The sequence below is a fragment of the Sphingorhabdus sp. genome, assembly GCF_046154385.1.
GTDB lineage: Bacteria > Pseudomonadota > Alphaproteobacteria > Sphingomonadales > Sphingomonadaceae > Sphingorhabdus_B.
Window position 1 is genome coordinate 1 of sequence record NZ_JBJXFW010000053.1, and the last position, 22,406, is coordinate 22,406.

Here is a 22,406-nt window from a genome sequence, read left to right on the forward strand (position 1 = left end):
GCTTTAGCAGACATTAGCGCCTCAAGGCAGTGAAACCCGCTTCTTGCAATAACTATGACAATGTCATACACTAATTCCATGTACAGCAGAACCACAAAACCCGTCACGGTAACCCTCGGTCCATTGACCGAAATGGCGCAATCGCGGGTGGCTTCGGGGCGTTTTGCTTCGGTGAGCGAGGTGGTCCGCGCCGGTTTGCGGGCGTTGGAGCGGGAAGAAGCCGCTCTCGATGCAATTTTGCAGGGGAAGGTAGAGGCGGCACTGGCGGACCCTGCCCCCTCGATACCGCAGTCGGATGTCTTTGCCGAACTCAAAGCAGTCCATGAAAAGCGCAAATCTGTGTGAAGAATTACAACATTACGTGGCGGCCACAGGCGCGCGGCGACTTGCTGGCATTGTATGAATGGATTGCGGATCAGGCTGATCCCGACACGGCCTATGAATATGTCTGCAAGATAGAGGCACATGCCGCGGCGCTTTCCGCCTATCCCGAACGCGGAACGGCTCGGGATGATCTCGCACCAGGGGTTCGCACTATCCCCTACCGCCGTCGTACCGTGATCGCCTATAGGGTCCTGGACGATATGGTCGAAATTCTTGCCATCGCCCATGCTGGACGCGACTTGGGACGAGTATTCGAGGAGGAACTATGACCACATATCGCCCCGAATTCGAAGCCGCGCTGCGCCTGTTTGCGCGGGTGAGTGAGGCTATGGATCGGCGGGGGTTGCCTCGTCCGGTGCTTGTTGGCGGGGCCGCCGCAGAGCTTTATTCGACCAGCGCGCTCACCACCGGTGATTTCGATTTCTGCTCGCCGTGCCAAGCGGAGCTGGAAGATGAAATGCAGCGATTTGGCTTCATCCGTCCCTCGGGCGCGGGATCGATGTTGAAGGGCTGGATTCACCCCGAGCTTCAACTCGGCTTTGAAACCGTTGCCGACGTACCGATGGATGGCAATGTGGATCGGGCGCATATTCGCCTGGTTAAACCGATTGGCGAAAGTGCACTGTTTCGCGTCATTTCGGTCGAGGATTTGATTGCCGACCGCATGGGCCAATATGCGTCCGGCACGGCGCGCGACCGGCTGTATCAGGCACAATTATTACTATCACTTCACCCCGACGCCGATATGGAGTATCTGGAGCAGAGAGTTCGCGAAGAAAGCGCAGGCGATTATGGCGTTGAAGACATTAAAAGCGGAACCTGAAACGGTCATCGACATGGCCGAACTTGGCGCGCGTGTGGCAAAGCGCAAGGCGCAGTTGGGGATCATCGACCCTGCCAACCCCGCACTCGTCAAAGGCCGCAACAGCGGCAAAAACCGTACAGAGAGCAAAAAAGCACTGCTCAAGGCAATCAAAGACACGGGCGGGAACTGGTAACTACCCACCTTTGAAATGTACGCAACCCCCTGCCACCCTCCCCGCATGACTGCGCGCGCATCTGCTCCGACGCTTCGCTTCCCCGCCTCCCCCGCTCTTAATCTAAAGCACCAAAGGATGCAGTTTCACGTTCGTTTTGAGTGTCTTTTGTTTCTGTATCATGGATAATGCTTGACTTGTCGGCAATGTTCCTGTATTGTTCTCATCGCCACCCGCCTTTGCGGAGTGCATGCTCTTTGAACCTGTTTATCCCCCCGCTTGGCCGACGGCGAAGAATTCCGGCGTCTGCGCGCGAAGCGGAAATGGCGCTTCGTCGGCTGCCTCCCGACAGGCGCTTAGCTGTCAACTTAGTGTCAACTTCCGCAACTCCTGCTGTCGTGAAATTCCGGGGACGCAATGCTAATTCGCACAATCGCCCCCTTCTCAACCCGTCCCCAATCGGCCACACCCTTCTTATGTCCGCCTATCGCCCCGAAGTGGCTTAACTCGCCCTTGAAATGAAGGGCTTCTGATGTCAGCGTCCGACTATGACCGTGCCTGCCTCCCCCGCCCCCTTCACCCGCTGCGCCGTTCAATTAAAGCAACAAAGTATCCATTTTCATGTTCGTTTTGCGTGCCTTCTGTATCTTTATCTCTGCGGCCCTCGCCAAGGTCATGGGACCCGTCTAAACGGGCGTATGTCACGCGGGCGTCATGTTTTTCTGTAACGCCGCCGATGGTTCATGAAGGAGAGTGCAATGCGTAAATCGTCTTCCCTGTTGCTGGCGACCTGCCTGATCGCCGCGCCTGCGCTGGCGCAGCTTGCGCCTCCTGCTCCTCCGCCCACTCCTGCCCCCGCCCCCGCCAAACCGCCGGTCACCACCAGCGAAGGCTATTTAAAGGCCGGTCAGGACGAACTGAAACGCTTGCAGGCGGACAAGCCCAACAACCGCAAGGCGCGCAATATCATCATCTTCATTGGCGACGGCATGGGCGTCAGCACGCTGACCGCTGGCCGCATTTTCGAAGGGCAGCAGCTTGGCCTCGACGGCGAATCCTTTGTCGCGCAGATGGACCGCCTGCCCCACACTGCTTTGGTCAAAACCTATTCCCACGATGCCCAAGTCGCCGACAGCGCGCCGACCGCCACGGCCATCGTCGCCGGGGTGAAGACCAAAAATGGCGTCATCGGCGTCGGGCCCGAAGCGATCGAGAATGACTGCGCCGCGACCGCGCCGTTCAAGGTGCCGTCGCTGTTCGAAATGGCCGAGGACAAGGGCTATGCCACCGGCATCGTGTCGACCGCGACCATCACCCACGCCACCCCCGCGTCAACCTACGCCCATGTGGCGCAGCGCGACTGGGAAGTGGATTCCAAGATGCCCGACGCGGCAAAGGCCGCAGGCTGCACCGACATCGCGCGGCAGATGGTCGAATGGCCGCATGGCAATGGCCTCGACGTCATGCTGGGCGGTGGGCGTCAGCATTTCCTGCCCGCGACCGCGACGGACCCTGAATATCCCAATGCAAAGGGCAAGCGCGCCGATGGCAAGGACCTGTCCGCCGACTGGAAGGCCGCCAACCCGAACGGCGCTTATGTGTGGAACAGCGAGAGCTTTGCTGCGGTGGACCCCAAAAAGACCGGCAAGCTGCTCGGACTGTTTGAACCGTCGCACATGCAGTTCGAAGCCGACCGGACCGCAGCGGGTGGCAAGGAGCCATCGCTTGCCGAGATGACGACCAAGGCGATTGCGATGCTGTCGAAAAACCGGAAAGGCTATGTCCTGATGGTTGAGGCCGGACGCATCGACCACGCGCATCATGGCGGCAATGCCCGCCGTGCGCTGCAGGATACGGTTGCGCTGAATGCGGCGCTGAAGGCGGCGATGGAGAGTGTCGATCTGTCCGATACGCTGATCGTCGTGACATCGGACCATAGCCATGTGTTCACCATCGCCGGCTATCCGCAGCGCGGCAACCCGATCCTGGGTGTCGTGTCCGATCCTGTCGGCACACCGACATTGGCCATGGACGGCAAGGCTTATACGACTTTGGGCTATGCCAATGGCCCGGGTGCCGTCTCCGCCGCCGAACGGCCTGATCCGGGCAAGGAAGATACCGAGGCGCTGAATTATCGCCAACAGGCGCTGGTCGGGCTGTCCTCCGAAACGCATGGCGGCGATGATGTCGTGGCGCGGGCGGCGGGGCCGAAGGCGCATCTGTTTAAAGGAACGATCGAACAGAACACGATATTCCAGATCCTGCGCGCGGCGTTGGGCTTGTAAGTTGGGGGCTTGTAAGTTGGGGGACTTGTAAGTCGGTGGTGTTGTCCCCAACTCATGTCATGGGTTTGGAGCCTGTGAAGGAAAGTTGAACGACAATGCGGAAACTATCGCTTCTGGCACTATCATGCCTCGCCCTTGCCGCCTGCGGTGAAGGGGGCGTGCTCGACGAAAGCGTCAAGACCACGGTGCGCGAACAATTGGTCGCCACCTGCACCGCCACGGCCGAAGGGCAGATACCCGAGGGGGTCACGGTGGACCTCAATCAGGTATGCGATTGCGCTGCCGACAAGGTGATGGACGGCAAGAGCGTCCAGGATCTGGTGACCAATCCGCCTACCAGCGCAGAGGATCTGCTTAAGGTTCGCGAATGCCTGAACGAAATGGGGCCGGTGAAGCTGGACCCTGTGGGCTAGGGCCGATGTCGGGGCAACGGGGCCAAGACAAGTTGCGCCCCGCTGCAGCCGCGCTATGGACGGAGCCGATGGGTAATTTAGCAGTAATCTTGCGGGATATGGCCACCCAATTGGCCGGAGTAAGCGCCACCCCGCGTCTCGACGCCGAATTGCTCGCCGCCCATGCGTTGGGGCTGGACCGATCTGAAATGCTGCTCCGGCTTGTCGACCTCGCTGCGCCGCCCGACCTTGCCGCCATGGTCGCCCGCCGGATGCACCATGAACCCGTGGCCTATATCACCGGAAGCCAAGCCTTTTGGGACCTTGACCTTGCCGTCACCCCCGACGTCCTGATCCCCCGCGCCGACAGCGAAAGTTTGATCGAGATGGCGGTGGAAAGCTTGGCCGGGCTGCAAAAGCCGACCCGCATATTGGATCTTGGAACCGGATCGGGTGCATTGCTGCTCGCCTGCCTGTCGGCCTTTCCCGATGCAGTCGGAATCGGAATGGATGCCAGCGCGGCGGCGCTTTCGGTCGCGGCATCCAACGGAAAGCGACTGGGTTTTGAAACACGGTCGCAATGGCTGCGCGTGAGCTGGCGCGATGCGCAATGGGCTGCGGAACTTGGGCGGTTTGACCTAATCTTGTGTAACCCGCCTTATATCGAAACCGATGCCGACCTGATGCCAATGGTCGCAGAGTATGAACCGCACTGCGCGCTGTTTGCCGGGGCAGACGGGCTGGATGATTATCGCATCCTCATGCCCTACATGCCGGCGTTATTGGCCGAAGGCGGCCTTGCGATCTTTGAAATCGGCCACACTCAGGCGCAATCTGTTAGCGATTTGGCAAGCAATGCGGGGTTATCCACCGAAATGCGCCGCGATCTGGCTGGCAAACCCCGCGCTTTACGCTTTTCGCTTGGAATCGGGGGTATGAACGGCTAGGACGCATAGTGCATCGCAGCAAAAACGCTCCGACCCGGGCCTTTCATGCGAAGCCGCCCCCAGCGCAGATGGAAATTTTCAAGATCGGGATGGATCTTGAACGAACCCGAAAGACTGGGTTCAAGGGGGCACCAAGCAACATTTTTTGTGAAGCAGAGGACAGGGCAAATCCTGATGAACACCAACAACCGGCAGCAGCAGAATAACAATAACCGGCGTCGCGGCCGAAACAACAATAACCGCCAGCAGAACAACAACCGCAGCGGTTTTGATTATCAAAACCAGATCGACAATCGCGCACGCGGCAACGCAGCGCAGATGCTGGAAAAATATAAGAAGCTGGCACAGGATGCCCAGTTTAACGGCGACCGCGTCAACGCCGAATATCATCTGCAATTTGCCGACCATTATTTCCGCGTCCTCGCCGATTTCCGCAGCCGTCAGGAAGCGCGGCAGGAACAACAAGGCGAACGCCGCCCCCGCGACGAATGGCGCGATCAGGACCGCGAAGGCAGCTATGACGAAATGGATTCCGGCGAGAATGCGGAGCGCGAAAGCGAGTCCGAGAACAATGCGGAAGAAGCCGAAGAACAGCCACGCCGCGAATCACGCGACAATCGCCCACGCCGGAATGACCGCCCAGAGCGGAACAATCGGGGGGATCGCGACGGCAACCGGGATAGCAATCGCAGCCCGCGGCGCCATCACAGCGAAGTGAATGACGACGAACCCGCCGGTCTTGATCTGGCAGTATTGCCACCTTCGATCGCCATCGCGTCTTCAGAAGAGACAGATGTAGAAATCGAAGCCGTCAAACCAGCCCGCAAGCCCCGTGCACGCCGTCCCAAATCGGCCAATGATGAAGAAACAGCAACAGCTGCGGAATAAGGCATTGCCTTTGTTAAGGCTCTGGTCATCGGGTAAAAATTAGATATTATCTCCATAACATTTTGGGGGAGGATACTATGCGCCATTTGCTGCTGATGGGATTCGGGGGCATAATCGCCGCTCCGGTGTTCGCCCAAAGCGTGCCTGTGTCCAATGTTGAAAAAACCGCGGAAACATCGGCACAGGGCGACGTTGCTGTTACCATATATCAGAACGGCCAAAGCCTTGTTCAGGATATTCGGCAGATGAGCCTTCCTTCGGGCCGTTCCAAACAGGAATTCCCCGACGTCTCTGCACAAATTCGCGCCGAAACCGTTACCCTGACAGGCCTCGGAATTGGGATCGTCGAACAGAATTTCGATTATGATCTGCTGACGCCGGCAAAATTGATGGAGAAAGCCGTCGGGCAGACAGTGACCCTGCTGCGAACGAATGTCGCGACTGGCGCAGAAACCCGCGTTCGCGCCAAAGTACTTGCGGCAAATGGCGGGGTAGTCCTGCAGATAGGCGACACAATCGAAGTGTTGCGCGATGACGGGCTTCCGGTGCGGGTCATCTTCGATAAGGTTCCACCAAATCTGCGCGCGCGCCCAACACTGTCCGTAACGCTGGAATCAAAGGGCGGTGTGACCCCTACAACATTGACTTATCTTACACCCGGTCTTGGCTGGACATCCGATTATGTGACATTGTTCGATGATGCAAAACAGACCATCGACGTACAGGGTTGGGTTACGCTTACCAACAATACAGGCACCGACTATACCAACGCCGACGTGCTGCTTGTGGCCGGCAACTCCAATCAAGGCGGCGTTCGGCGTGTTTATCAAACACCCTATAGCGGATCGACCGGCACAATTGACGAAGCCGGGACAGAATCAAACGACCGCGAACGGCTCGGCGATTATTATCTCTATCCGCTTGGCGAACGAACGACCATCGCGAATGCCCAGCAAAAGCAGGTCAGCTTTCTCGATGTCAAATCGGCTCCAGCGCGCAACACATATGAATTCAACAATGGCTGGTTGGCCACAAATGAAGCGGCGAGCGCCGCATCCGTCTTGAAATTCTCCACCTCAAAAGGCGGCGGGCTGGGCGACCAGCTGCCCTCGGGTACGATGCGGGTCTACATGCGCGACAAACGTGGAGACCCGCAATTCATCGGCGAAAGCCGCATCGAAGCTACACCGATGGGCAGCGCCATGTCGATCCGCACCGGCGAAGCATTTGACGTCAAAGTCAAAACCGTGGTGGAGGAACGCACGCGGATCAATGCCAACCGCTGGAAAACCCGTATGCGCTACGAAATCACCAATGCACGTGGTAACGCCATTACCGTTGACCTTGGCCAAAACGGGCTATGGGGCGATGTGCGGATCAGCGAGCAAAGCCAGGAAGGCAAGCGCGTATCCGCCGACCGCATCGAATGGAGTGTCCCGGTGGCGGCAAATGGCAAGGCGACCGTGACCGCCACATTCGACAGCCGCTACTAAGCCTGTGCGCGGGCTGGTTGCCCTTTTCGTCCTTGCGTCCGCAACCCCGATTGCGGCGCAACAGGTTGTGGTTTCAGAGGAACCCGAAGCCGTTTCGCTCACCGTTTATCGCGGCGAAAAATATGGGGGGCAGCCAATTGATCCCAACTGGCCCGCCGGTTACGCCCTTGTTACGGAAACTCGGACGCTCTCCATTCCGGCGGGCGAAAGTGTCGTGCGTTTTGAAGGCGTCGCGGAAGGAATGTTTCCCGAAAGCGCCATCGTCACGGGGCTTCCCAAAGGCGTCAAAGAAAAGAACCGGGACGCTCGGTTGCTGTCGCCGCTGGGCCTGGTGGACGCTTATCTAAAACGGCAAGTTACGATTATTCGCACCGACCGGGCGACAGGAAAAACGCGCGAATATACGGCGATGATTACATCCGCGCCAGGCGGGGCCGTAATATTGCAGACTGGCGACGGATATGAAGCCTTGCACTGCACGGGTCTGCCCGAACGGATGGCATTTTCACAAGTTCCTTCCAACCTTTCTGCTAAGCCGACTTTGTCGGTTGTTACGCAAAGCGACAAACCGGTATCCGTGAAAGTCACCCTCACCTACATGGCTGCGGGCTTTGATTGGGAAGCCAATTATATCGCGCAGATCCAGGACCGAGGAAAAGATGGCAAGGGCAAGGTTGATCTGTTCGCGTGGCTCACGCTCGCCAATGGCGGAAACCAGAGCTTTATCAACGCCAACACCATGGCCATTGCAGGAAAGCCAAACCGGGAAGGCAGCGGTGTTCCAGTAAAGCCGACAGGCGGTGGGCTGCAGTTGAAATGTTGGCCAAACCAGCGCACCCATGAAGTGCCATATAATCTCGGCTATATTCCGCCGCCGCCGCCGCCGCCCGTGCCAGTGGCTTATTTGGATGACGGGAGCGACAGCATTATCGTGACAGCACAGCGGATGCGGGGCGAGGCGCAGGCGTCTTTTTCTCCCGTTGCATTGGTGGTGGCAGAGCAAGAGGATTTGGGCGACCTCAAACTGTATCGAATACCGGAACCTGTTACGGTCAACGCCAAAGGTCAGAAACAGGTCGCTATGCTGGTCAAGCCGGGTGCGACCTTTGCGCATTATTATGCCGCTTCGGTCCAAAATTATGCCCTGCAAAGCACGCCAATGACGTTAATGTTGCGCGGCAAGAACACAGTTGAAAAAGGCCTGGGACTGCCGATGCCGCAAGGGCAAATGATGATTTTCGAAAGCAGCGAATTTGGTCCCCTGCTCGCTGGCGAATCATCGCTCGAGGATCGGACCCTGGGCGAAGATGTGGAGATTGCTGTCGGCAGCTCCTCAGAGGTCCGGATTCAAGTGAAACCGCAATCGGAGAAAGCCGATAATCAACGTTGGGAGGTCAAAATTACCAACGCACGCAGTTCGCCCGTCAACATCGAGGTCGAAGTGCCTTATGAGCTGCGCGGGAAATCCGCGGCGTTAACAAAGATTGACGGTGTGCCGACTTGGAAAGCTACAATCGCCGGAAATGACAGCGCTACTTTAGTGTACACTATCAAGCTCAGGCGCGACTAGACTTCGGGCAATGGCCGTGGCTTGTGCTGTTCGTCTAGGGCCACGAATGTAAATAGGCCTTCGGTCACTTTTACCTCTTGCTGCCCCCGTTCGCGGGTCGCGATCACCTCGATACGGATACCCATCGACGTCCGCCCACGCCGTTCAAGACTGGCATAAACGGAGATGATATCACGCAACAAAATCGGCGCGATAAATTCCATTTTTTCAATAGCAACCGTTGCACATGGTCCTTGCGACACGCGGCCTGCGATAATGCCGCCGGCCTGATCCATGACACCCAGCACCCATCCGCCAAAAATATGTCCATTGGCGTTGATGTCGCTTGGCCCCGGAATAACTCGCAATACCGGGTCCGAACGCTTGGGCAGGTTGCGGACATTGTCACTCAACGATCGGCTTCCTCTTCAAACAAATCTTCGATAGCTTCATCGTGGCCCGAACCACTGGAAAGAAAAACCAGTCCCATAAGTGCGGCCGTCAACATGATCGACGCAGTAATCGCGCCGGCCGTCGCGATGAAAAAATGGATCGAAACCATGCCGTTATTCCACCAGAAACTACCCAAAACCAAAATCGTCAGGAGCACGGTGACAAGAAACATCCAGCGCATCAATCGCCAATAGCGTTTCCACGCAAAGCTGGCATATTCGGGATCATCGAGGCGAGAGGGTCGAGTCATATTCTTGCGAAGCGCGCTTTATGCTATAAAGTCAAGATTGGGCAAGACGAGAGGAGAGCGGAGATGACAATTTCGGCGATTTTAAGTGGGCGAAGCGGCGATGTTTTTACGGCCAAACCGCACGAAAGCGTTGGTGACGTTGTTACCCGTCTGGCTGAAAACCGGATAGGCGCGTTGCCGGTAATCGACGGACAGACTGTCGTAGGCATTTTTTCGGAGCGCGATATCGTTTATGGCGTTGCCAAACATGGCGCGGCATTTCTTGCAAAAACCGTTGGCGAAACGATGACTGCACCGGCCATTACGGTGACCTCAGATTCAGCCATATTGTCGGCATTGTCGCTGATGACCAAACGCCGCATCCGGCACTTGCCAGTCGTCGACAATGACCGTCTATCCGGATTTGTATCCATCGGCGATCTTGTGAAGCACCGGATTGAAAAGATCGAATCCGAAGCAGCCGCGATGCGCGATTACATCAGCATGGCATAGATTACCGAAGGAATTTGGTTGTCGACTGTATCGCAGAAGGTTGTGAAGCTTCCTGTTGCGTTGTCACTGGATTAAACGATGTAACCGCGGCCGGTTTTGGCCCATATTTCATATTCCAGTCGACCAGATCGCGTTCATATTGGGCATACGCATCAAAGAAGCGGATGAAAATGCCATCCAGATCGTTCAGCCCGCCCATCGCATATTCAGGGAACGCAGCGACCGGAACCGTGTTTGCTTCAGTCACTTTACGCAGGGCCGCATCGCAATACTCGGACCGAATGGGCGGCAACGCAAAATAATTATAAAGATCGGTCAACTTGGTATCGCGGATACGTAACCCATTCTGACCGGGATATCGGGCGACATATTCACGATCGACGGTTTTGCTGCTTTTCGACAATTGCACTTTATGTGTGATGATGAATTTGTTGTATTGGGTGGCAATCTGGCCCCACACCGGGCCTTGGCAGTTCAATGCCGCAACATTTAGCGCAGACCGGAAATGCCATATTTGTTCGTCACGGCTGAGCCCCCTGTTGGGAGTAATGCGAACTCCATCCAAACCCAAAGCAGGAACCCGCATGGTCGTGGCGGCGTTACCCGGCGGGCGAGGCATGATCGGTGGCGGGGGTGGCGGAGGCGGAACGATGACTGGAGGAGGAGGCGCGACCACGACTTGTTTTGGAACGGGCGCACAAGCGGAAATGATTGCCACTGTGAATATTATAGCCGCAACATTTTTATAACCGCGACACATATCAAAATCTCCGACCAACTTCAGTTTTCACAACAGGATTTTGCCCCCAAAAGAAAAGCCCTGTTCGGCAAGCCGCGTAAAAAAATGGCCCGGCAGTTTCCTGCTGGGCCATTTATATATTTTCAACCTTAACCGAAGGTGACTTTTATTCGCGGTTGCCCAAAAAGCTGAGCAGAAACTGGAACATGTTGATAAAGTCCAGATACAGGTTAAGCGCACCCATGATCGCGGCTTTGCCAACCATGTCGGAACCACGCACCTGCAAATAAATGCTCTTGATCGTCTGCGTGTCGTAGGCAGTAAGTCCGGCAAAAATCAAAACGCCCGCTGCGCTAATCACCCAATGCATTGTGTCGGATGCCAGCCAGATATTTGCAATCGATGCAACAAGCAGACCGACAACACCCATGATCAGGAAAGTTCCCCAACCGCTAAGATCCTTCTTGGTGGTGTAACCCCACAGGCTTAGTCCCGCAAAAGCAGCAGCTGTTGCGAAGAACGTCTGGGCAATGGATTCGCCGGTAAACATCATGAAAATGCGCGACAAGGACAAGCCCATCAAAACAGCGAACGCCCAGAACATTGCCTGCAAGGCCGGTGTGGACAAACGGTTTTGACCAAAGCTCATCACCAGAACGATCGCCATCGGTGACAAAATGATAACCCAGCTCAAAAGGCTAGGGTTTAGCATCAAATTTTGCGCCAAGGCGGTCTGTGCGAAAAGCATTGCAACAATGCCTGTCAGCAAGACGCCTGAGGACATGTAATTGTAAACCTTTAGCATGTGTGCGCGAAGACCGGCGTCGACAGCGACATCACCGGCGCCCGTGCCAACACCTGCAAGACTTGACTGGGTCCCGGTTACCCGTGGATCGGACCACTGTGCCATGACAAAATTCTCCTCAAACCGCGGCACCATAGCCGCATGGACATGATATTGGATGAATTTGCTCCAATTTCAAGCAAAACACGACATAGAATTTTTCGATTTCATCCTGATACCAGCATCACCGGCTATTGGAATACGCGATGGCAATTCCGGTTGCGCCAAAACTTCGATCTGCTAGCCATGAGAATATGGAGCGAAAACAGCCCAAAAAGGAGAGTGATGTGAGTGATTTGGCGGGAAGCGCAAAACCGGACGCTGAAGCCGAACAGGCGCCCTTCCCACCCGCAGAGGCCAGCGGCTACAGCTGGTATGTTCTGGGTGTTTTGGTGGTTGTTTACATTCTCAATTTCATTGACCGCCAAATTCTCAGCATCCTCGCCGTCGATATAAAGGCGGACCTTGGGCTGACCGATGCAGATATGGGCTTTTTGGGCGGCGCGGCGTTTGCGGTATTTTATGCTCTTTTTGGTATTCCTTTGGGACGACTGGCGGACAATTGGAGCCGTGTAAAATTGCTTTCCGTTGGTCTGGCCTTATGGTCCTTGATGACCGCCTTGTCAGGCTTTGCCCGCAATCAGGTCGAACTCACAGTTGCCCGCATGGGCGTCGGCGTTGGCGAAGCGACGGCAAGTCCCACCGCTTATTCCCTGATTTCCGACTATTTTCCCAAACGTCAGCGGGCCACCGCCCTGGCTATCTACTCCTCCGGACTGTATATTGGCGGCGGTGTCTCCCTGTTCATCGGGGCATTGATCGTTAAAACATGGAACCAATTCTACCCCGATGGCGGTCCTTTGGGTCTCGTCGGTTGGCAGGCCGCGTTTTTGGCCGTTGGCATTCCCGGAGTCATTGTGGCCTTGTGGGTAGCAAGCTTGCGTGAACCCAAGCGCGGGGCCATGGATGGCTTGGAAACCAAAAGCTCGCCCGCCCCATTCCGGGCTTTTGCCAGCGACCTTTCGATGATTGTCCCGCCTTTTACAATCTTGGGTGCTTGGCAACGCGGGCCGTCGGCATTTGCGATCAACATAGCTTCCGGCGTTGCAATTGCCGCCTTTGCATATTCGATGATTCAATTGACCGGAAATTTCCCGCAATGGTCAGCGGTTGGGTTCGGATATTATGCGGTGTTTTCGTGGGCTTCGGCGTTGCGGGCCAAAGATCCTGCAACGTTTCGCTTAATATGGGGAACACCTGCGTTTATTTGTACAACATTGGGGTATGGACTGGTTGCATTGGCCGCATATGCGCTTGCCTTTTGGTCGGCGCCTTATGCCGAAATCGTTTTGAAATTACCCAAGCAGGAACTGGCGTTGGTACTTGGTGCCAACGGCGCCTTGAGCGGATTTCTAGGCGTGATTGTTGGCGGAGCGATCGCCGACAAATTGCGAGCGAAATTTCCGGCAGGCCGTATATTGGTGATCATACTTGGCGTCGTCGGTCCGATTATCCCGATTTGGGTTGGCTACACGACCGAAAGCACCACATTATTTTACGTCATGAATTTCTTGGCAGGCATGTTGGGTGCGACTGCATTGGGTGCCGCAGCAGCAACAACGCAAGACCTTGTCCTGCCCCGGATGCGTGGTACTGCAACTGCCGCGTTTTTCCTTGGCACGACGCTTGTCGGTCTGTCCTTCGGTCCATATATGGTGGGTCAGATATCGGACCTGACCGGAACAATGGTCGATGGCAAATTGGTCGGTAATCTGCGGATCGGTATCTTGTCGCTCATTGCGGTCACACCAATTGCCTTGACCTTGCTTATCTTCGCTTTCCGTCTCATCCCCAAAGCAGAGGCGAGCATCGTCGAACGGGCCCGCGACGCCGGAGAATTGATTTAATCGACTGATTAAATTCTGCTTGACGCTTGCGTCAACGCGCCGCATTGGGAAGATATTATCCTAAGGAGAGAGTCTGATGTCGCTCGATACTATTCCGCGCACCGCCTATAATGAAGACCATGAGGCGTTCCGCCAATCGGTCCGGCAGTTTCTTCTGAAAGAAGTCGCACCAAACGCGAAACAATGGCAAGAAGACGGAATAGTTCCCAAATCGATCTGGCCAAAGGCCGGTGAAGTCGGGATGCTCTGCCCCACTGTTCCGGCGGAGTATGGCGGTCTGGGCCTCGACTTTGGCTATAATGCGATTGTCGATGAAGAATCTGCTTATTACGGCGGTGCCGCCACGGGTTTTTCCCTCCAATCCGACATCGTCGTGAATTACCTCGTCAGCTACGGCAGCGAAGAACAGAAGAAACACTGGCTGCCCAAAATGATATCTGGCGAAGTCGTCACAGCTATCGCCATGACCGAGCCCGGCACCGGATCCGACCTTCAAGGCATGAAGGCCACCGCGCGGAAAGATGGCAATCATTATGTCATCAACGGCAGCAAAACCTATATCACCAATGGACAAAATGCCGACCTTATCCTGGTTTGTGTAAAGACCGACACTGAAGTGCAGCCTGCGTGGAAGGGTATGTCGATTGTGTTGGTTGAGGCCGATCGTGAGGGCTTCAAACGGGGCCGCAATCTCGACAAAATTGGTATGGACGAAGCCGACACATCCGAACTCTTCTTTGAAGATGTACGCGTGCCCATGACCAATTGCCTGGGCGAAGAAGGCAAGGGTTTCATCTATCTGATGAGCGAGTTGCCGCAAGAACGACTCTCGATTGCGGTTTCCGCAATGGCAAGTACGCAAAAGGCGTTTGACGAAACCGTTGCCTTCGCGCGCGAACGGATCGTATTCGGCAAACCCTTACTTGATTTTCAGAACACGCGGTTCGTTTTGGCTGACATCAAGTCAAAGCTGCAAGTGGGATGGGCGCATCTCGATTGGGCGCTCAATCGCCATTACAAAAAAGAGTTGACCGCCGAAGAGGGCGCCGCGGCAAAGCTATGGCATACCGAGTTGCAATGGGAAGTCGTCGATGCATGCCTCCAACTGCACGGCGGCGCTGGATATATGAATGAATATCCCATCGCCCGTATGTGGCGCGGCGCGCGTGTTACGCGGATATTCGGCGGCACGAATGAAATCATGAAAGAACTGATTGGCCGGGGGCTTTAACACCCCCGCATTTTGCGCTGAACTGGATTTCGCGCATTGAATAACTTGAAAGAATTATGAATGCCCAAACCCCAGATATGGCAGCTTGATCCGGCCAGCTATCCGTTCAGCCACCGTACCGAGACGCGCTTTGCTGACATGGATGTGCTGGGGCACATCAACAATGTTTCGATGGCCGGTCTTTTCGAGCATGGCCGTGGCATGTTCAACCATGCCATCGAAGTGCAACGCAGGGCACCTGGGCAGCGCTGGCTGATCGTCAGCGTATCGCTCGACTATATTGCCGAGGCGCATTTCCCCGACCATGTTGACGTTGCCAGCGGTATATTGAGGATCGGAAGCAGCAGTTGGGATATCGCATCGGCCGCTTTTCAAAATGGGGCGTGCAAGGCAACCTGCATCACCACAATCGTTTTAACCGATGCCAATGGCCCCACCGCAATCAATGCCGATTTGCGCGCAGAATTCGAACGGTTGATGGTGCGGAACTAGGGCCGGGACCTGGAGGCGGGTCCTTGCTCAATCCGAAAAATTCGCCGCACGTTTCTGCATCTGCGACATCACGGCCTCGATCTGGTTGGGGGTGCGGATAACGCGGTTCTGGCGAACGCTTTCGGCCATCAAAATCGCATCTTCATCCAAGTCGGCATATTCGTTGAACAGGGCCTTTGCCTCGCGCATGGCTTCGGGATTGCGGTTGGCGATTTCCTGCGCGATGCCCATCGCCCGCGCATGCGGATTGTCATCCACATAAGTTGCAAATCCAAGCTCCAACGCATCTGCCCCGCAAAATTCGCGATTGGTGTAGGTTAGCTCCCGCAGGACATCCTCGCGCACCATCCCGCGCCACAGAGCATAGCCGCCCATGTCGGGGATGAGGCCCCATTTCATTTCCATCACCGCCATCCTTGCATCGGGGGCGACGACACGGATATCAGCGCCACTGGCAATTTGCAGGCCGCCGCCAAAGCACACGCCATGCACCGCCGCGATGATCGGCACGGGCAGCTTGCGCCACTGCATCGCGACTTGCTGGAACATATTGGCATTACCGTGCGTGCGATCGGTTAAACTCTTCATGCCGCCGCTCGCGCTGGCGCCGCCGCCTGCCATGCTTGCCATATCGAGGCCGGCACAAAAGCTGCGGCCCTCGCCAGATAGCACGACCGCACGAACGCCCTGCATCGCCGCAAGTTCTTTACCGGCGGCAATGATCCCTTCAAACATGGCGGGGTCGAGGGCATTCATCTTATCTGCCCGTGTCAGTCGCACATCGGCAATATGGCTTTTCACGGTTATACTGACGCGATCGTTCATTCGGGTTTTTCCTTCAGTGCAAATTCCACCAGCGGCAATTGGTCATTGCCAAAATACATCCGGGTCTTGTCTACAAATATCGTCGGTGAACCATAGCCACCGCGCGCGATTACTTCTTCCGTGTTGGAACGCAGCAATGCCTTCACCGCGTCCGTTTGCGCTGCTGCCTGCATGGCTTCGCCATCCAGCCCGACGGCATTGGCCACAGCGACGAGCGTTTCGGGATCATCCAAATTCTCTTGCCGGCCAAAATAGCTTTCAAACGCAGCCTGTGTGAATTTCGTCAAGGCCGGCATATCGTCCGCCAAAGTGCAAGCCATCCGCATTGCAACAACGCTTTTTGCCGGGTGATACTGGCTCGGGAAATTCATCTCGACACCGGCCAGTTTTGACCAGTCCCTCATCACTTTCCAAGCATGGTTCAATTTGCGATTATCAGTCGCTTCACGCGACGCATATACAGATTGATTTACCGCATTGAAAACACCGCCAACCAATATCGGCCTCAATATAGCTGATGTATCAGTTCGATCCAGGATTGGGTGTAAATTGGTAAATGCAAGATAGGTCCAGGGACTGGAAAGATCGTAAAAAAACTCGATCCGGGCGCGCTCCATTGTCGTCTCCTTCATGATCCGATCCATAGCATTTGATGGTTTTTAATGAAGCGATTAAATCCAATTTTTTCTACTATTTTCGGATGTTCGCGCGCTTATCCGCGAATTTACACATTTGGCCGCAAGTAACGCCACAGATTTCACGTGTTTAATTGACTTTAACCATATCGCGTCACAGGGGACGGGGTATAAAAATCCGTCCAGTTTGGATAAGGACAAGGGTCGTTGATGTTTGAAGGCAAAGAAATCGGCTTTGCCGGTGCCGGAGCAAGTGGCGGCGTCGCATTAGTGGACGCGATGGTTATGCCTTTGCGCCATAATGCAATCAAAACTTGGGTCGATACTGTTTCGGAATTGGATCTCGTTCCCGATCTTGGTGAAGACATTGGTTCGATGCGCTGGTTTCGCGGCCTCGCCACATTAACAGCGCTAAGCGTTTTTGCTTTGGCGCTGCTCCCGGATTTCGGGCCGGTTTATGGGGTGCAACCGCCCATTCCTAACGAAGCCGAATTTGAAGAAGCGCGTGCGCAAATGATTATGCCTATCGCCTATGGCAGCGACAGCGGTAAAAGAATGGCGTCAACAGATGCCGTGGTTGCGCTGGTCGGAAGCCCCGAACGGCCTCGCATCGAATTGACCGCAACATTGGGTCGGGGGGACAGCTTTAGCCGGGTGCTGCAACGGGCTGGCGTCGGTGGTGGTGAAGCTTCGGATGTCGCATCCATGGTGTCATCTGTCACATCATTGACAGCGATCGAGCCAGGAACTCCCATCGAAATCATATTGGGTAAAAGGACATCAAAAAACCAAGCTCGCCCCGTCGAATCCATCGCTTTTCGGGCGCGTTTTGATCTCAATCTTGCAGTTAACAGAAATGGCGATGCTCTCCAACTTAGCCGCAAACCGATTGCGGTCGATGAAACCCCCTTACGTATTCGCGGTATGGTTGGTGAAAGCCTCTATCGGTCTGCACGCGCGGCAGGTGCCCCGGCGAGCGCAATTCAAGATTATCTGAAGGTTATATCTGGCCGGACATCATTGTCATCCATCCGGTCCAATGACGAATTCGATATTATCGTCGACTACAAACGCGCTGAAACGGGCGAGGTCAAAGTTGGTGGATTGCTCTATGCGGGGGTCGATCGCGACGGGAAATCGGCGATACAAATGTTGAAATGGTCGGTCGGTGAAAACAGCCAGTGGTTCGAGGCGTCAGGTATCGGCGAATCCAAAGGCGCTTTAAGCAGGCCGGTCAATGGCGCGGTAAGCTCCGGTTTCGGAATGCGCCGCCATCCCATTCTTGGGTATGCGCGCATGCACAATGGCCTCGATTTCAAGGCAGGGTATGGCACGCCTATCTATTCAGTGACAGACGGAACTGTTGCATATGCCGGGCGCAAGGGTGGCTATGGCAATTTCGTGCAGATAAATCATGGCGGCGGTCTCGCTTCCGGCTACGGTCATATGAGCCGCTTTGCGGTATCGTCAGGCACACGGGTTCGGCGCGGTCAAATTATCGGTTATGTCGGTTCAACAGGCCTGTCGACTGGCCCACATCTTCATTATGAATTATACCGCGGCGGTCGGGCGGTAAATCCGATGTCGGTAAAATTCACCCAACGCGCGCAACTGTCGGGAAGTGATCTGGCCCGTTTCAAAGGCCGTCTTAGCAGCTTGAAATCGGTAAAAGCGGGTGCCGCGTTGACTCCATTGAAACCTAGTGGGCGTGTAACAGAAGAGCCAAAGCGCGAAATCGATCGCCTGACCCAGAATTTGGATCGTCGCGCCACTCGCGGATAAGCCGTTGAGCATCATGCAATGCTTCGCTAGACAACTAGCATGAGTGATTTTGCAAGCTTCCCCAACACCCGCATGCGTCGCAGCCGCGCCTCCGCATGGAGCCGTAAGATGGTTTCCGAAACGATGCTGAGCCCGGCTGATCTTATATGGCCGTTATTCATTACAGAAGGGGAAACGTTCGAAGATCCCATTCCAGCGTTACCTGGCGTGTCACGGTGGACCGTGGACCTGATCGTTTCAAAAGCAGCAGAGGCGATTGAACTTGGCATTCCATGCATCGCACTTTTCCCCAATACGCAGGCAGACCGGCGAAGCGACGATGGTGCAGAAGCTCTCAATCCAGACAATCTGATGTGTCGCGCAATTCGGGCAATCAAAACCGCGCACGGGGATGCCATAGGCGTACTGACTGATGTCGCGTTAGACCCTTATACTGCCCATGGGCAGGATGGATTGATTGACCGCAATGGCCATGTCCTGAATGATGAAACAGTGGCAGTTTTGGTCGATCAAGCGGTAAATCAGGCCGAGGCCGGTGCCGACATCATTGCGCCGAGCGACATGATGGACGGCCGGATCGGTGCGATACGTAAAGCACTGGAAATGAACGGACACCCCAATGTCCAGATCATGTCCTATGCCGCCAAATATGCCAGCGCCTTTTATGGGCCGTTTCGCGATGCCGTTGGGTCCCGCGGTTTGTTGAAAGGTGACAAAAAGGGTTATCAGATGGACCCGGCGAACAGCGATGAAGCCTTACGCGAAGTCGCAATGGATATCGCAGAAGGTGCCGACAGCGTTATGGTCAAGCCCGGCCTGCCCTATCTGGACATTATCCGCCGCGTGAAAGACCGCTTTGATATTCCGGTATTCGCCTATCAAGTGTCAGGTGAGTACGCCATGATCGAAGCAGCTGCAGCAGCAGGAGCCGGAGATCGTGATGCATTGGTATTGGAAACACTGACCGCTTTCAAACGTGCAGGCTGTTCCGGAATTCTGTCTTACCACGCGGCGCATGCCGCACATTTGCTCAGGTCCAAATCATGATGAAGGCTGCGGGGAGTAGCCGGGCATTTTTCCTCATCACAATTTTAACCGGCAGCTTTCTCCTTTTCCTTGTGCAACCGATGATCGCCCGCATGGCCTTACCAAAGCTCGGTGGCGCGCCCGCTGTCTGGAACAGCGCCATGCTGGTCTATCAAGCCCTGCTGTTGGCAGGCTATGCCTATGCGCACCGATTGACCCAGGAACCTCCGCGACGCCAAGCGGTTTTGCACATAGCTGTATTCACCATCGCGTTGCTTTGGCTTCCCATTGGTCTAGAAAATTTGCAGCCACCTGCAGATGGCTCGCCAATTTTCTGGGTGCCCTGGTTGCTTGTCGCATCCATTGGCCCGCTCTTTTTCGCGGTTGCCGCGCAAGCCCCCTTGATGCAGCGTTGGTACGCACTTTCGGGAAATCAGGGTGAACCTTACGCCCTGTATGCAGCATCAAATATCGGCAGCTTTGGCGGCTTGATCGCCTATCCGTTGCTTGTCGAACCGTTCACGACATTGAACAGTCAAAAATGGATATGGAGCGGGATTTACATCGCGCTCCTTGCGCTGGTTGTGACGTGCGCAATCCAAGTCTGGCGCACCCATGGCGCCGCCGAACATCGACCGCACGCCCATGGTTCTCAAACAAGGATTAACTGGCGACGCCGGCTATATTGGATTGCATTGGCAGCAGTTCCATCCGGGCTGATGCTGTCAACAACGTCGCATCTGACGACCGACCTCATGGCGATGCCCCTCCTGTGGGTGATCCCGCTTGGCATATATCTATTAAGTTTCAGCGTCGCGTTTGCCGACAATCAAAAGCCGGCATATTGGATAAGTCGCCTTGCCCCTATCATACTCATTCTGTCAGGTGCCTTTGTCTTTGTCGTTTGGGGAAAGGCGGCCATCGGCGGTTTGGTGGCGAGCCTCAGCCTTCTATTTTTCGTCGCGGTTACGCTCCACAACGAAATGTACCGCACCCGTCCGGCCGCTGAAGATCTGACCAGCTTTTACCTTATGATGTCGGTTGGCGGTGTGATTGGCGGATTTTTCTGCGCCATCGTGGCACCATTGCTGTTTGACTGGACATGGGAACATCCCATTCTGATTTTACTGGCCGCAGCATTATTACCGGCTGTCCCTTTGCTTCGGGTTGATGAAAGCGACATACGGGTGCCGGTCATTATGATCGCCATTGGTTTGCTCGCACTTGCGCTCGGAATTTTTGGCGGCGTGGCAGAGCCTGCTGACGCAAGTTTTCTCAAGATTATATTGGCAGCGACCATCATTCTATTTGGGTTGGCGGTCTCCGGTTTCCGTGTCGCCTTTTTGTTTGCGATGGCGGGTTTGCTTACGATCAATGGCGGCTGGTATAGCATGCAGCAAAGTCTGGATGGCGTTCGGATGCGAAGCTATTTCGGGACTTACACGGTCAATGCCACTGAAAGCGGACGGGTGCGGTGGTTGAACCACGGGACAACGATGCATGGAATGCAGCTGCTCGATGATCCAACACGGCCGATTAGCTATTATCCCGAAACGTCTGGCGTCGGTATAGCACTGCAAAAAGCGCCAGTGCTTTTTGGACCGGATGCGAACATAGGCATTGTCGGTCTAGGGACAGGAACGCTGGGATGCTATCGCAAGCCCGGGCAAAGTTGGACATTTTTCGAAATTGACCCTTTGGTTATTGAAATTGCCCGCGACCGCAAAATATTTTCGTTCCTCGAAAAATGTGCACCGGATGTAAAAATTACACTGGGTGACGCCCGACTTACACTGGCGGACGTTCCAAACGGCCAGTTCGACATACTTGCTCTGGATGCGTTTTCCTCCGACTCCATTCCTTTGCATCTGCTCACCAAAGAAGCATTTGCGACATATCGCCGGACGTTGAAGCCGGACGGCTTATTGTTGGTCCATATTTCCAATCGCTACATCAATCTCAATCCGGTCATCGCGGCAGAGGCAAAGGCGAATGGTTGGTATGCCGCGCTGCGCCATGACAGCCCCACTGAAGATATGATAAACAGGGGCAATCGCGCATCGCAGTGGATCGCGCTGAGCCCGGATATTAAAAAATTGGCCCGGCTGACGGGTCCCGTCGATACCGTTAAGAGCCGGTACTATGATTCAGACCAGTGGCTGCATCTCGATCCTCCCGGCAATACAAGCCCTTGGACCGACGATTATGCTTCAGTCCTTCCGCATCTCTCGCTTTGGAAAACATTATGACCGCCACCCGCAACGATGTCAGCATCATTACATTAAACGGCAAGACTCCGCAGATTCATGACAGCGCCTTTATCGCGCCGGGATGCCGTATTATTGGTGATGTTACCATTGGCCCGGAATCCAGCATCTGGTACAATTGTGTTGTGCGTGCCGAAGTGAACCGCATCGTGATTGGTGCACGCAGCAACATTCAGGATGGCAGCATCATCCATTGTGACGGACCTGTTCTCGGCGTCCCTGACGGATTTCCCACCCTTATCGGCGACGACGTGCTGATCGGCCATAATGTCCTGTTGCACGGCTGCATATTGGAAGACCGGGCATTTGTCGGCTTATCGGCAACAGTCATGAACGGCGCAGTTATCGAAGGCGACGCCATGCTGGCCGCCGGTGCGATGTTGACCCAAGGCAAACGGATTGAAAGCCGCCAGCTTTGGGCCGGATCGCCCGCACGTTTCGTCCGCGAACTCGACGATGCGGCCGTCATGAGCATGCGGATGGGCGTGGCGCATTATGTGCAAAACGCCAAGGCCCATGCCGCCGCGTTAGCGAACGGTTAGGATCAG

At 55.3% G+C, this 22,406-nt stretch carries 24 protein-coding genes; 18 read left to right on the forward strand and 6 right to left on the reverse strand.

The window, feature by feature from the left end; translation table 11 throughout:
- Positions 1–78: 78 nt before the first annotated feature.
- The 10 genes from ACKVOS_RS11925 (at position 79) to ACKVOS_RS11970 (ending at position 8,936) form a co-directional block, all read left to right on the forward strand.
- The gene (locus ACKVOS_RS11925) at positions 79–345 is read left to right on the forward strand and encodes a type II toxin-antitoxin system ParD family antitoxin (protein ID WP_409212223.1); all 267 of its coding nucleotides are present in this window, start codon (positions 79–81) and stop codon (positions 343–345) included.
- Positions 342–653 carry a type II toxin-antitoxin system RelE/ParE family toxin gene (locus ACKVOS_RS11930; protein ID WP_409212224.1) on the forward strand — a complete coding sequence of 104 codons (312 nt, stop codon included), beginning with the start codon at positions 342–344 and terminating at the stop codon, positions 651–653. Before ACKVOS_RS11925 ends, ACKVOS_RS11930 begins: the two co-directional genes overlap by 4 nt.
- A complete protein-coding gene (locus ACKVOS_RS11935) occupies positions 650–1,207 on the forward strand; it encodes a hypothetical protein (protein ID WP_409212225.1) in 558 nt (185 codons plus the stop codon). The genes ACKVOS_RS11930 and ACKVOS_RS11935 overlap by 4 nt, the downstream gene beginning before the upstream one ends.
- A complete protein-coding gene (locus ACKVOS_RS11940; RefSeq protein ID WP_409212226.1) occupies positions 1,176–1,382 on the forward strand; it encodes a hypothetical protein in 207 nt (68 codons plus the stop codon). Before ACKVOS_RS11935 ends, ACKVOS_RS11940 begins: the two co-directional genes overlap by 32 nt.
- Positions 1,383–2,119: 737 nt before the next feature.
- The gene (locus ACKVOS_RS11945; RefSeq protein WP_409212227.1) at positions 2,120–3,646 is read left to right on the forward strand and encodes an alkaline phosphatase; all 1,527 of its coding nucleotides are present in this window, start codon (positions 2,120–2,122) and stop codon (positions 3,644–3,646) included.
- Positions 3,647–3,741: 95 nt separating this feature from the next.
- The gene (locus tag ACKVOS_RS11950; RefSeq protein ID WP_409212228.1) at positions 3,742–4,059 is read left to right on the forward strand and encodes a hypothetical protein; all 318 of its coding nucleotides are present in this window, start codon (positions 3,742–3,744) and stop codon (positions 4,057–4,059) included.
- 68 nt (positions 4,060–4,127) lie between these two features.
- Entirely contained in the window at positions 4,128–4,985 is an 858-nt protein-coding gene (prmC, locus tag ACKVOS_RS11955; RefSeq protein WP_409212229.1) for a peptide chain release factor N(5)-glutamine methyltransferase, read from the forward strand.
- Between the two features lie 174 nt (positions 4,986–5,159).
- Positions 5,160–5,873: a DUF4167 domain-containing protein gene (locus ACKVOS_RS11960; RefSeq protein ID WP_409212230.1), complete on the forward strand. Its 714-nt coding sequence runs from the start codon at positions 5,160–5,162 to the stop codon at positions 5,871–5,873.
- A 77-nt stretch (positions 5,874–5,950) separates the two neighbouring features.
- Entirely contained in the window at positions 5,951–7,366 is a 1,416-nt protein-coding gene (locus ACKVOS_RS11965; protein ID WP_409212231.1) for a DUF4139 domain-containing protein, read from the forward strand.
- Between the two features lie 4 nt (positions 7,367–7,370).
- A complete protein-coding gene (locus tag ACKVOS_RS11970) occupies positions 7,371–8,936 on the forward strand; it encodes a DUF4139 domain-containing protein (protein WP_409212232.1) in 1,566 nt (521 codons plus the stop codon).
- Here the strand turns inward: ACKVOS_RS11970 and ACKVOS_RS11975 are convergent.
- Both ACKVOS_RS11975 and ACKVOS_RS11980 read right to left on the reverse strand, forming a co-directional pair.
- Positions 8,933–9,328, reverse strand: coding sequence for an acyl-CoA thioesterase (locus ACKVOS_RS11975; protein WP_409212233.1), 396 nt, complete (start codon positions 9,326–9,328; stop codon positions 8,933–8,935). The two genes, ACKVOS_RS11970 and ACKVOS_RS11975, sit on opposite strands and share 4 nt — an antisense overlap.
- Positions 9,325–9,618, reverse strand: coding sequence for a hypothetical protein (locus ACKVOS_RS11980; RefSeq protein WP_409212234.1), 294 nt, complete (start codon positions 9,616–9,618; stop codon positions 9,325–9,327). The genes ACKVOS_RS11975 and ACKVOS_RS11980 overlap by 4 nt, the downstream gene beginning before the upstream one ends.
- A gap of 63 nt (positions 9,619–9,681) precedes the next feature.
- Here ACKVOS_RS11980 and ACKVOS_RS11985 point away from each other — a divergent pair, with 63 nt between their 5' ends.
- Positions 9,682–10,110, forward strand: a complete 429-nt coding sequence (locus ACKVOS_RS11985; protein ID WP_409212235.1) for a CBS domain-containing protein — start codon at positions 9,682–9,684, stop codon at positions 10,108–10,110.
- Position 10,111: 1 nt separating this feature from the next.
- Here ACKVOS_RS11985 and ACKVOS_RS11990 read toward each other — a convergent pair whose 3' ends face one another.
- Both ACKVOS_RS11990 and ACKVOS_RS11995 read right to left on the reverse strand, forming a co-directional pair.
- Positions 10,112–10,828 (reverse strand): hypothetical protein, encoded by a 717-nt coding sequence (locus tag ACKVOS_RS11990; RefSeq protein ID WP_409212236.1) that lies wholly within the window; start codon positions 10,826–10,828, stop codon positions 10,112–10,114.
- 187 nt (positions 10,829–11,015) lie between these two features.
- Entirely contained in the window at positions 11,016–11,759 is a 744-nt protein-coding gene (locus tag ACKVOS_RS11995; protein WP_409212237.1) for a Bax inhibitor-1 family protein, read from the reverse strand.
- 230 nt (positions 11,760–11,989) lie between these two features.
- On the opposite strand from ACKVOS_RS11995, the gene ACKVOS_RS12000 reads away from it, so the two are divergent.
- The 3 genes from ACKVOS_RS12000 (at position 11,990) to ACKVOS_RS12010 (ending at position 15,323) form a co-directional block, all read left to right on the forward strand.
- The gene (locus ACKVOS_RS12000; protein WP_409212267.1) at positions 11,990–13,600 is read left to right on the forward strand and encodes a spinster family MFS transporter; all 1,611 of its coding nucleotides are present in this window, start codon (positions 11,990–11,992) and stop codon (positions 13,598–13,600) included.
- Positions 13,601–13,676: 76 nt separating this feature from the next.
- Positions 13,677–14,831 (forward strand): acyl-CoA dehydrogenase family protein, encoded by a 1,155-nt coding sequence (locus ACKVOS_RS12005; protein WP_409212238.1) that lies wholly within the window; start codon positions 13,677–13,679, stop codon positions 14,829–14,831.
- Positions 14,832–14,891: 60 nt separating this feature from the next.
- Positions 14,892–15,323: an acyl-CoA thioesterase gene (locus ACKVOS_RS12010; RefSeq protein ID WP_409212239.1), complete on the forward strand. Its 432-nt coding sequence runs from the start codon at positions 14,892–14,894 to the stop codon at positions 15,321–15,323.
- Positions 15,324–15,350: 27 nt separating this feature from the next.
- Here ACKVOS_RS12010 and ACKVOS_RS12015 read toward each other — a convergent pair whose 3' ends face one another.
- Together ACKVOS_RS12015 and ACKVOS_RS12020 are read right to left on the reverse strand one after the other, a co-directional pair.
- Positions 15,351–16,148, reverse strand: a complete 798-nt coding sequence (locus tag ACKVOS_RS12015) for a crotonase/enoyl-CoA hydratase family protein (protein ID WP_409212240.1) — start codon at positions 16,146–16,148, stop codon at positions 15,351–15,353.
- On the reverse strand, positions 16,145–16,780 hold the full coding sequence (locus ACKVOS_RS12020) for a 2-hydroxychromene-2-carboxylate isomerase (protein ID WP_409212241.1): 636 nt from the start codon (positions 16,778–16,780) through the stop codon (positions 16,145–16,147). The genes ACKVOS_RS12015 and ACKVOS_RS12020 overlap by 4 nt, the downstream gene beginning before the upstream one ends.
- A gap of 213 nt (positions 16,781–16,993) precedes the next feature.
- Here ACKVOS_RS12020 and ACKVOS_RS12025 point away from each other — a divergent pair, with 213 nt between their 5' ends.
- The 4 genes from ACKVOS_RS12025 to ACKVOS_RS12040 are packed head-to-tail and all read left to right on the forward strand — an operon-like array spanning position 16,994 to position 22,400.
- Positions 16,994–18,565, forward strand: a complete 1,572-nt coding sequence (locus tag ACKVOS_RS12025; protein ID WP_409212242.1) for a M23 family metallopeptidase — start codon at positions 16,994–16,996, stop codon at positions 18,563–18,565.
- A 39-nt stretch (positions 18,566–18,604) separates the two neighbouring features.
- Positions 18,605–19,612, forward strand: a complete 1,008-nt coding sequence (gene hemB, locus ACKVOS_RS12030; protein ID WP_409212243.1) for a porphobilinogen synthase — start codon at positions 18,605–18,607, stop codon at positions 19,610–19,612.
- Positions 19,609–21,840 carry a fused MFS/spermidine synthase gene (locus ACKVOS_RS12035; protein WP_409212244.1) on the forward strand — a complete coding sequence of 744 codons (2,232 nt, stop codon included), beginning with the start codon at positions 19,609–19,611 and terminating at the stop codon, positions 21,838–21,840. The genes hemB and ACKVOS_RS12035 overlap by 4 nt, the downstream gene beginning before the upstream one ends.
- Positions 21,837–22,400, forward strand: a complete 564-nt coding sequence (locus ACKVOS_RS12040) for a gamma carbonic anhydrase family protein (protein ID WP_409212245.1) — start codon at positions 21,837–21,839, stop codon at positions 22,398–22,400. Before ACKVOS_RS12035 ends, ACKVOS_RS12040 begins: the two co-directional genes overlap by 4 nt.
- Positions 22,401–22,406 lie beyond the last annotated feature (6 nt).

Coding starts and splice junctions, on each gene's coding strand:
- ACKVOS_RS11925 (WP_409212223.1), top strand. CDS start 79: ATGTACAGCAGAACCACAAAACCCGTCACGGTAACCCTCGGTCCATTG.
- ACKVOS_RS11935 (WP_409212225.1), top strand. CDS start 650: ATGACCACATATCGCCCCGAATTCGAAGCCGCGCTGCGCCTGTTTGCG.
- ACKVOS_RS11940 (WP_409212226.1), top strand. CDS start 1,176: ATGGCGTTGAAGACATTAAAAGCGGAACCTGAAACGGTCATCGACATG.
- ACKVOS_RS11945 (WP_409212227.1), top strand. CDS start 2,120: ATGCGTAAATCGTCTTCCCTGTTGCTGGCGACCTGCCTGATCGCCGCG.
- ACKVOS_RS11950 (WP_409212228.1), top strand. CDS start 3,742: ATGCGGAAACTATCGCTTCTGGCACTATCATGCCTCGCCCTTGCCGCC.
- prmC (WP_409212229.1), top strand. CDS start 4,128: ATGGGTAATTTAGCAGTAATCTTGCGGGATATGGCCACCCAATTGGCC.
- ACKVOS_RS11960 (WP_409212230.1), top strand. CDS start 5,160: ATGAACACCAACAACCGGCAGCAGCAGAATAACAATAACCGGCGTCGC.
- ACKVOS_RS11965 (WP_409212231.1), top strand. CDS start 5,951: ATGCGCCATTTGCTGCTGATGGGATTCGGGGGCATAATCGCCGCTCCG.
- ACKVOS_RS11980 (WP_409212234.1), bottom strand. CDS start 9,618: ATGACTCGACCCTCTCGCCTCGATGATCCCGAATATGCCAGCTTTGCG.
- ACKVOS_RS11985 (WP_409212235.1), top strand. CDS start 9,682: ATGACAATTTCGGCGATTTTAAGTGGGCGAAGCGGCGATGTTTTTACG.
- ACKVOS_RS11995 (WP_409212237.1), bottom strand. CDS start 11,759: ATGGCACAGTGGTCCGATCCACGGGTAACCGGGACCCAGTCAAGTCTT.
- ACKVOS_RS12005 (WP_409212238.1), top strand. CDS start 13,677: ATGTCGCTCGATACTATTCCGCGCACCGCCTATAATGAAGACCATGAG.
- ACKVOS_RS12010 (WP_409212239.1), top strand. CDS start 14,892: ATGCCCAAACCCCAGATATGGCAGCTTGATCCGGCCAGCTATCCGTTC.
- ACKVOS_RS12015 (WP_409212240.1), bottom strand. CDS start 16,148: ATGAACGATCGCGTCAGTATAACCGTGAAAAGCCATATTGCCGATGTG.
- ACKVOS_RS12020 (WP_409212241.1), bottom strand. CDS start 16,780: ATGAAGGAGACGACAATGGAGCGCGCCCGGATCGAGTTTTTTTACGAT.
- ACKVOS_RS12025 (WP_409212242.1), top strand. CDS start 16,994: ATGTTTGAAGGCAAAGAAATCGGCTTTGCCGGTGCCGGAGCAAGTGGC.
- hemB (WP_409212243.1), top strand. CDS start 18,605: ATGAGTGATTTTGCAAGCTTCCCCAACACCCGCATGCGTCGCAGCCGC.
- ACKVOS_RS12035 (WP_409212244.1), top strand. CDS start 19,609: ATGATGAAGGCTGCGGGGAGTAGCCGGGCATTTTTCCTCATCACAATT.
- ACKVOS_RS12040 (WP_409212245.1), top strand. CDS start 21,837: ATGACCGCCACCCGCAACGATGTCAGCATCATTACATTAAACGGCAAG.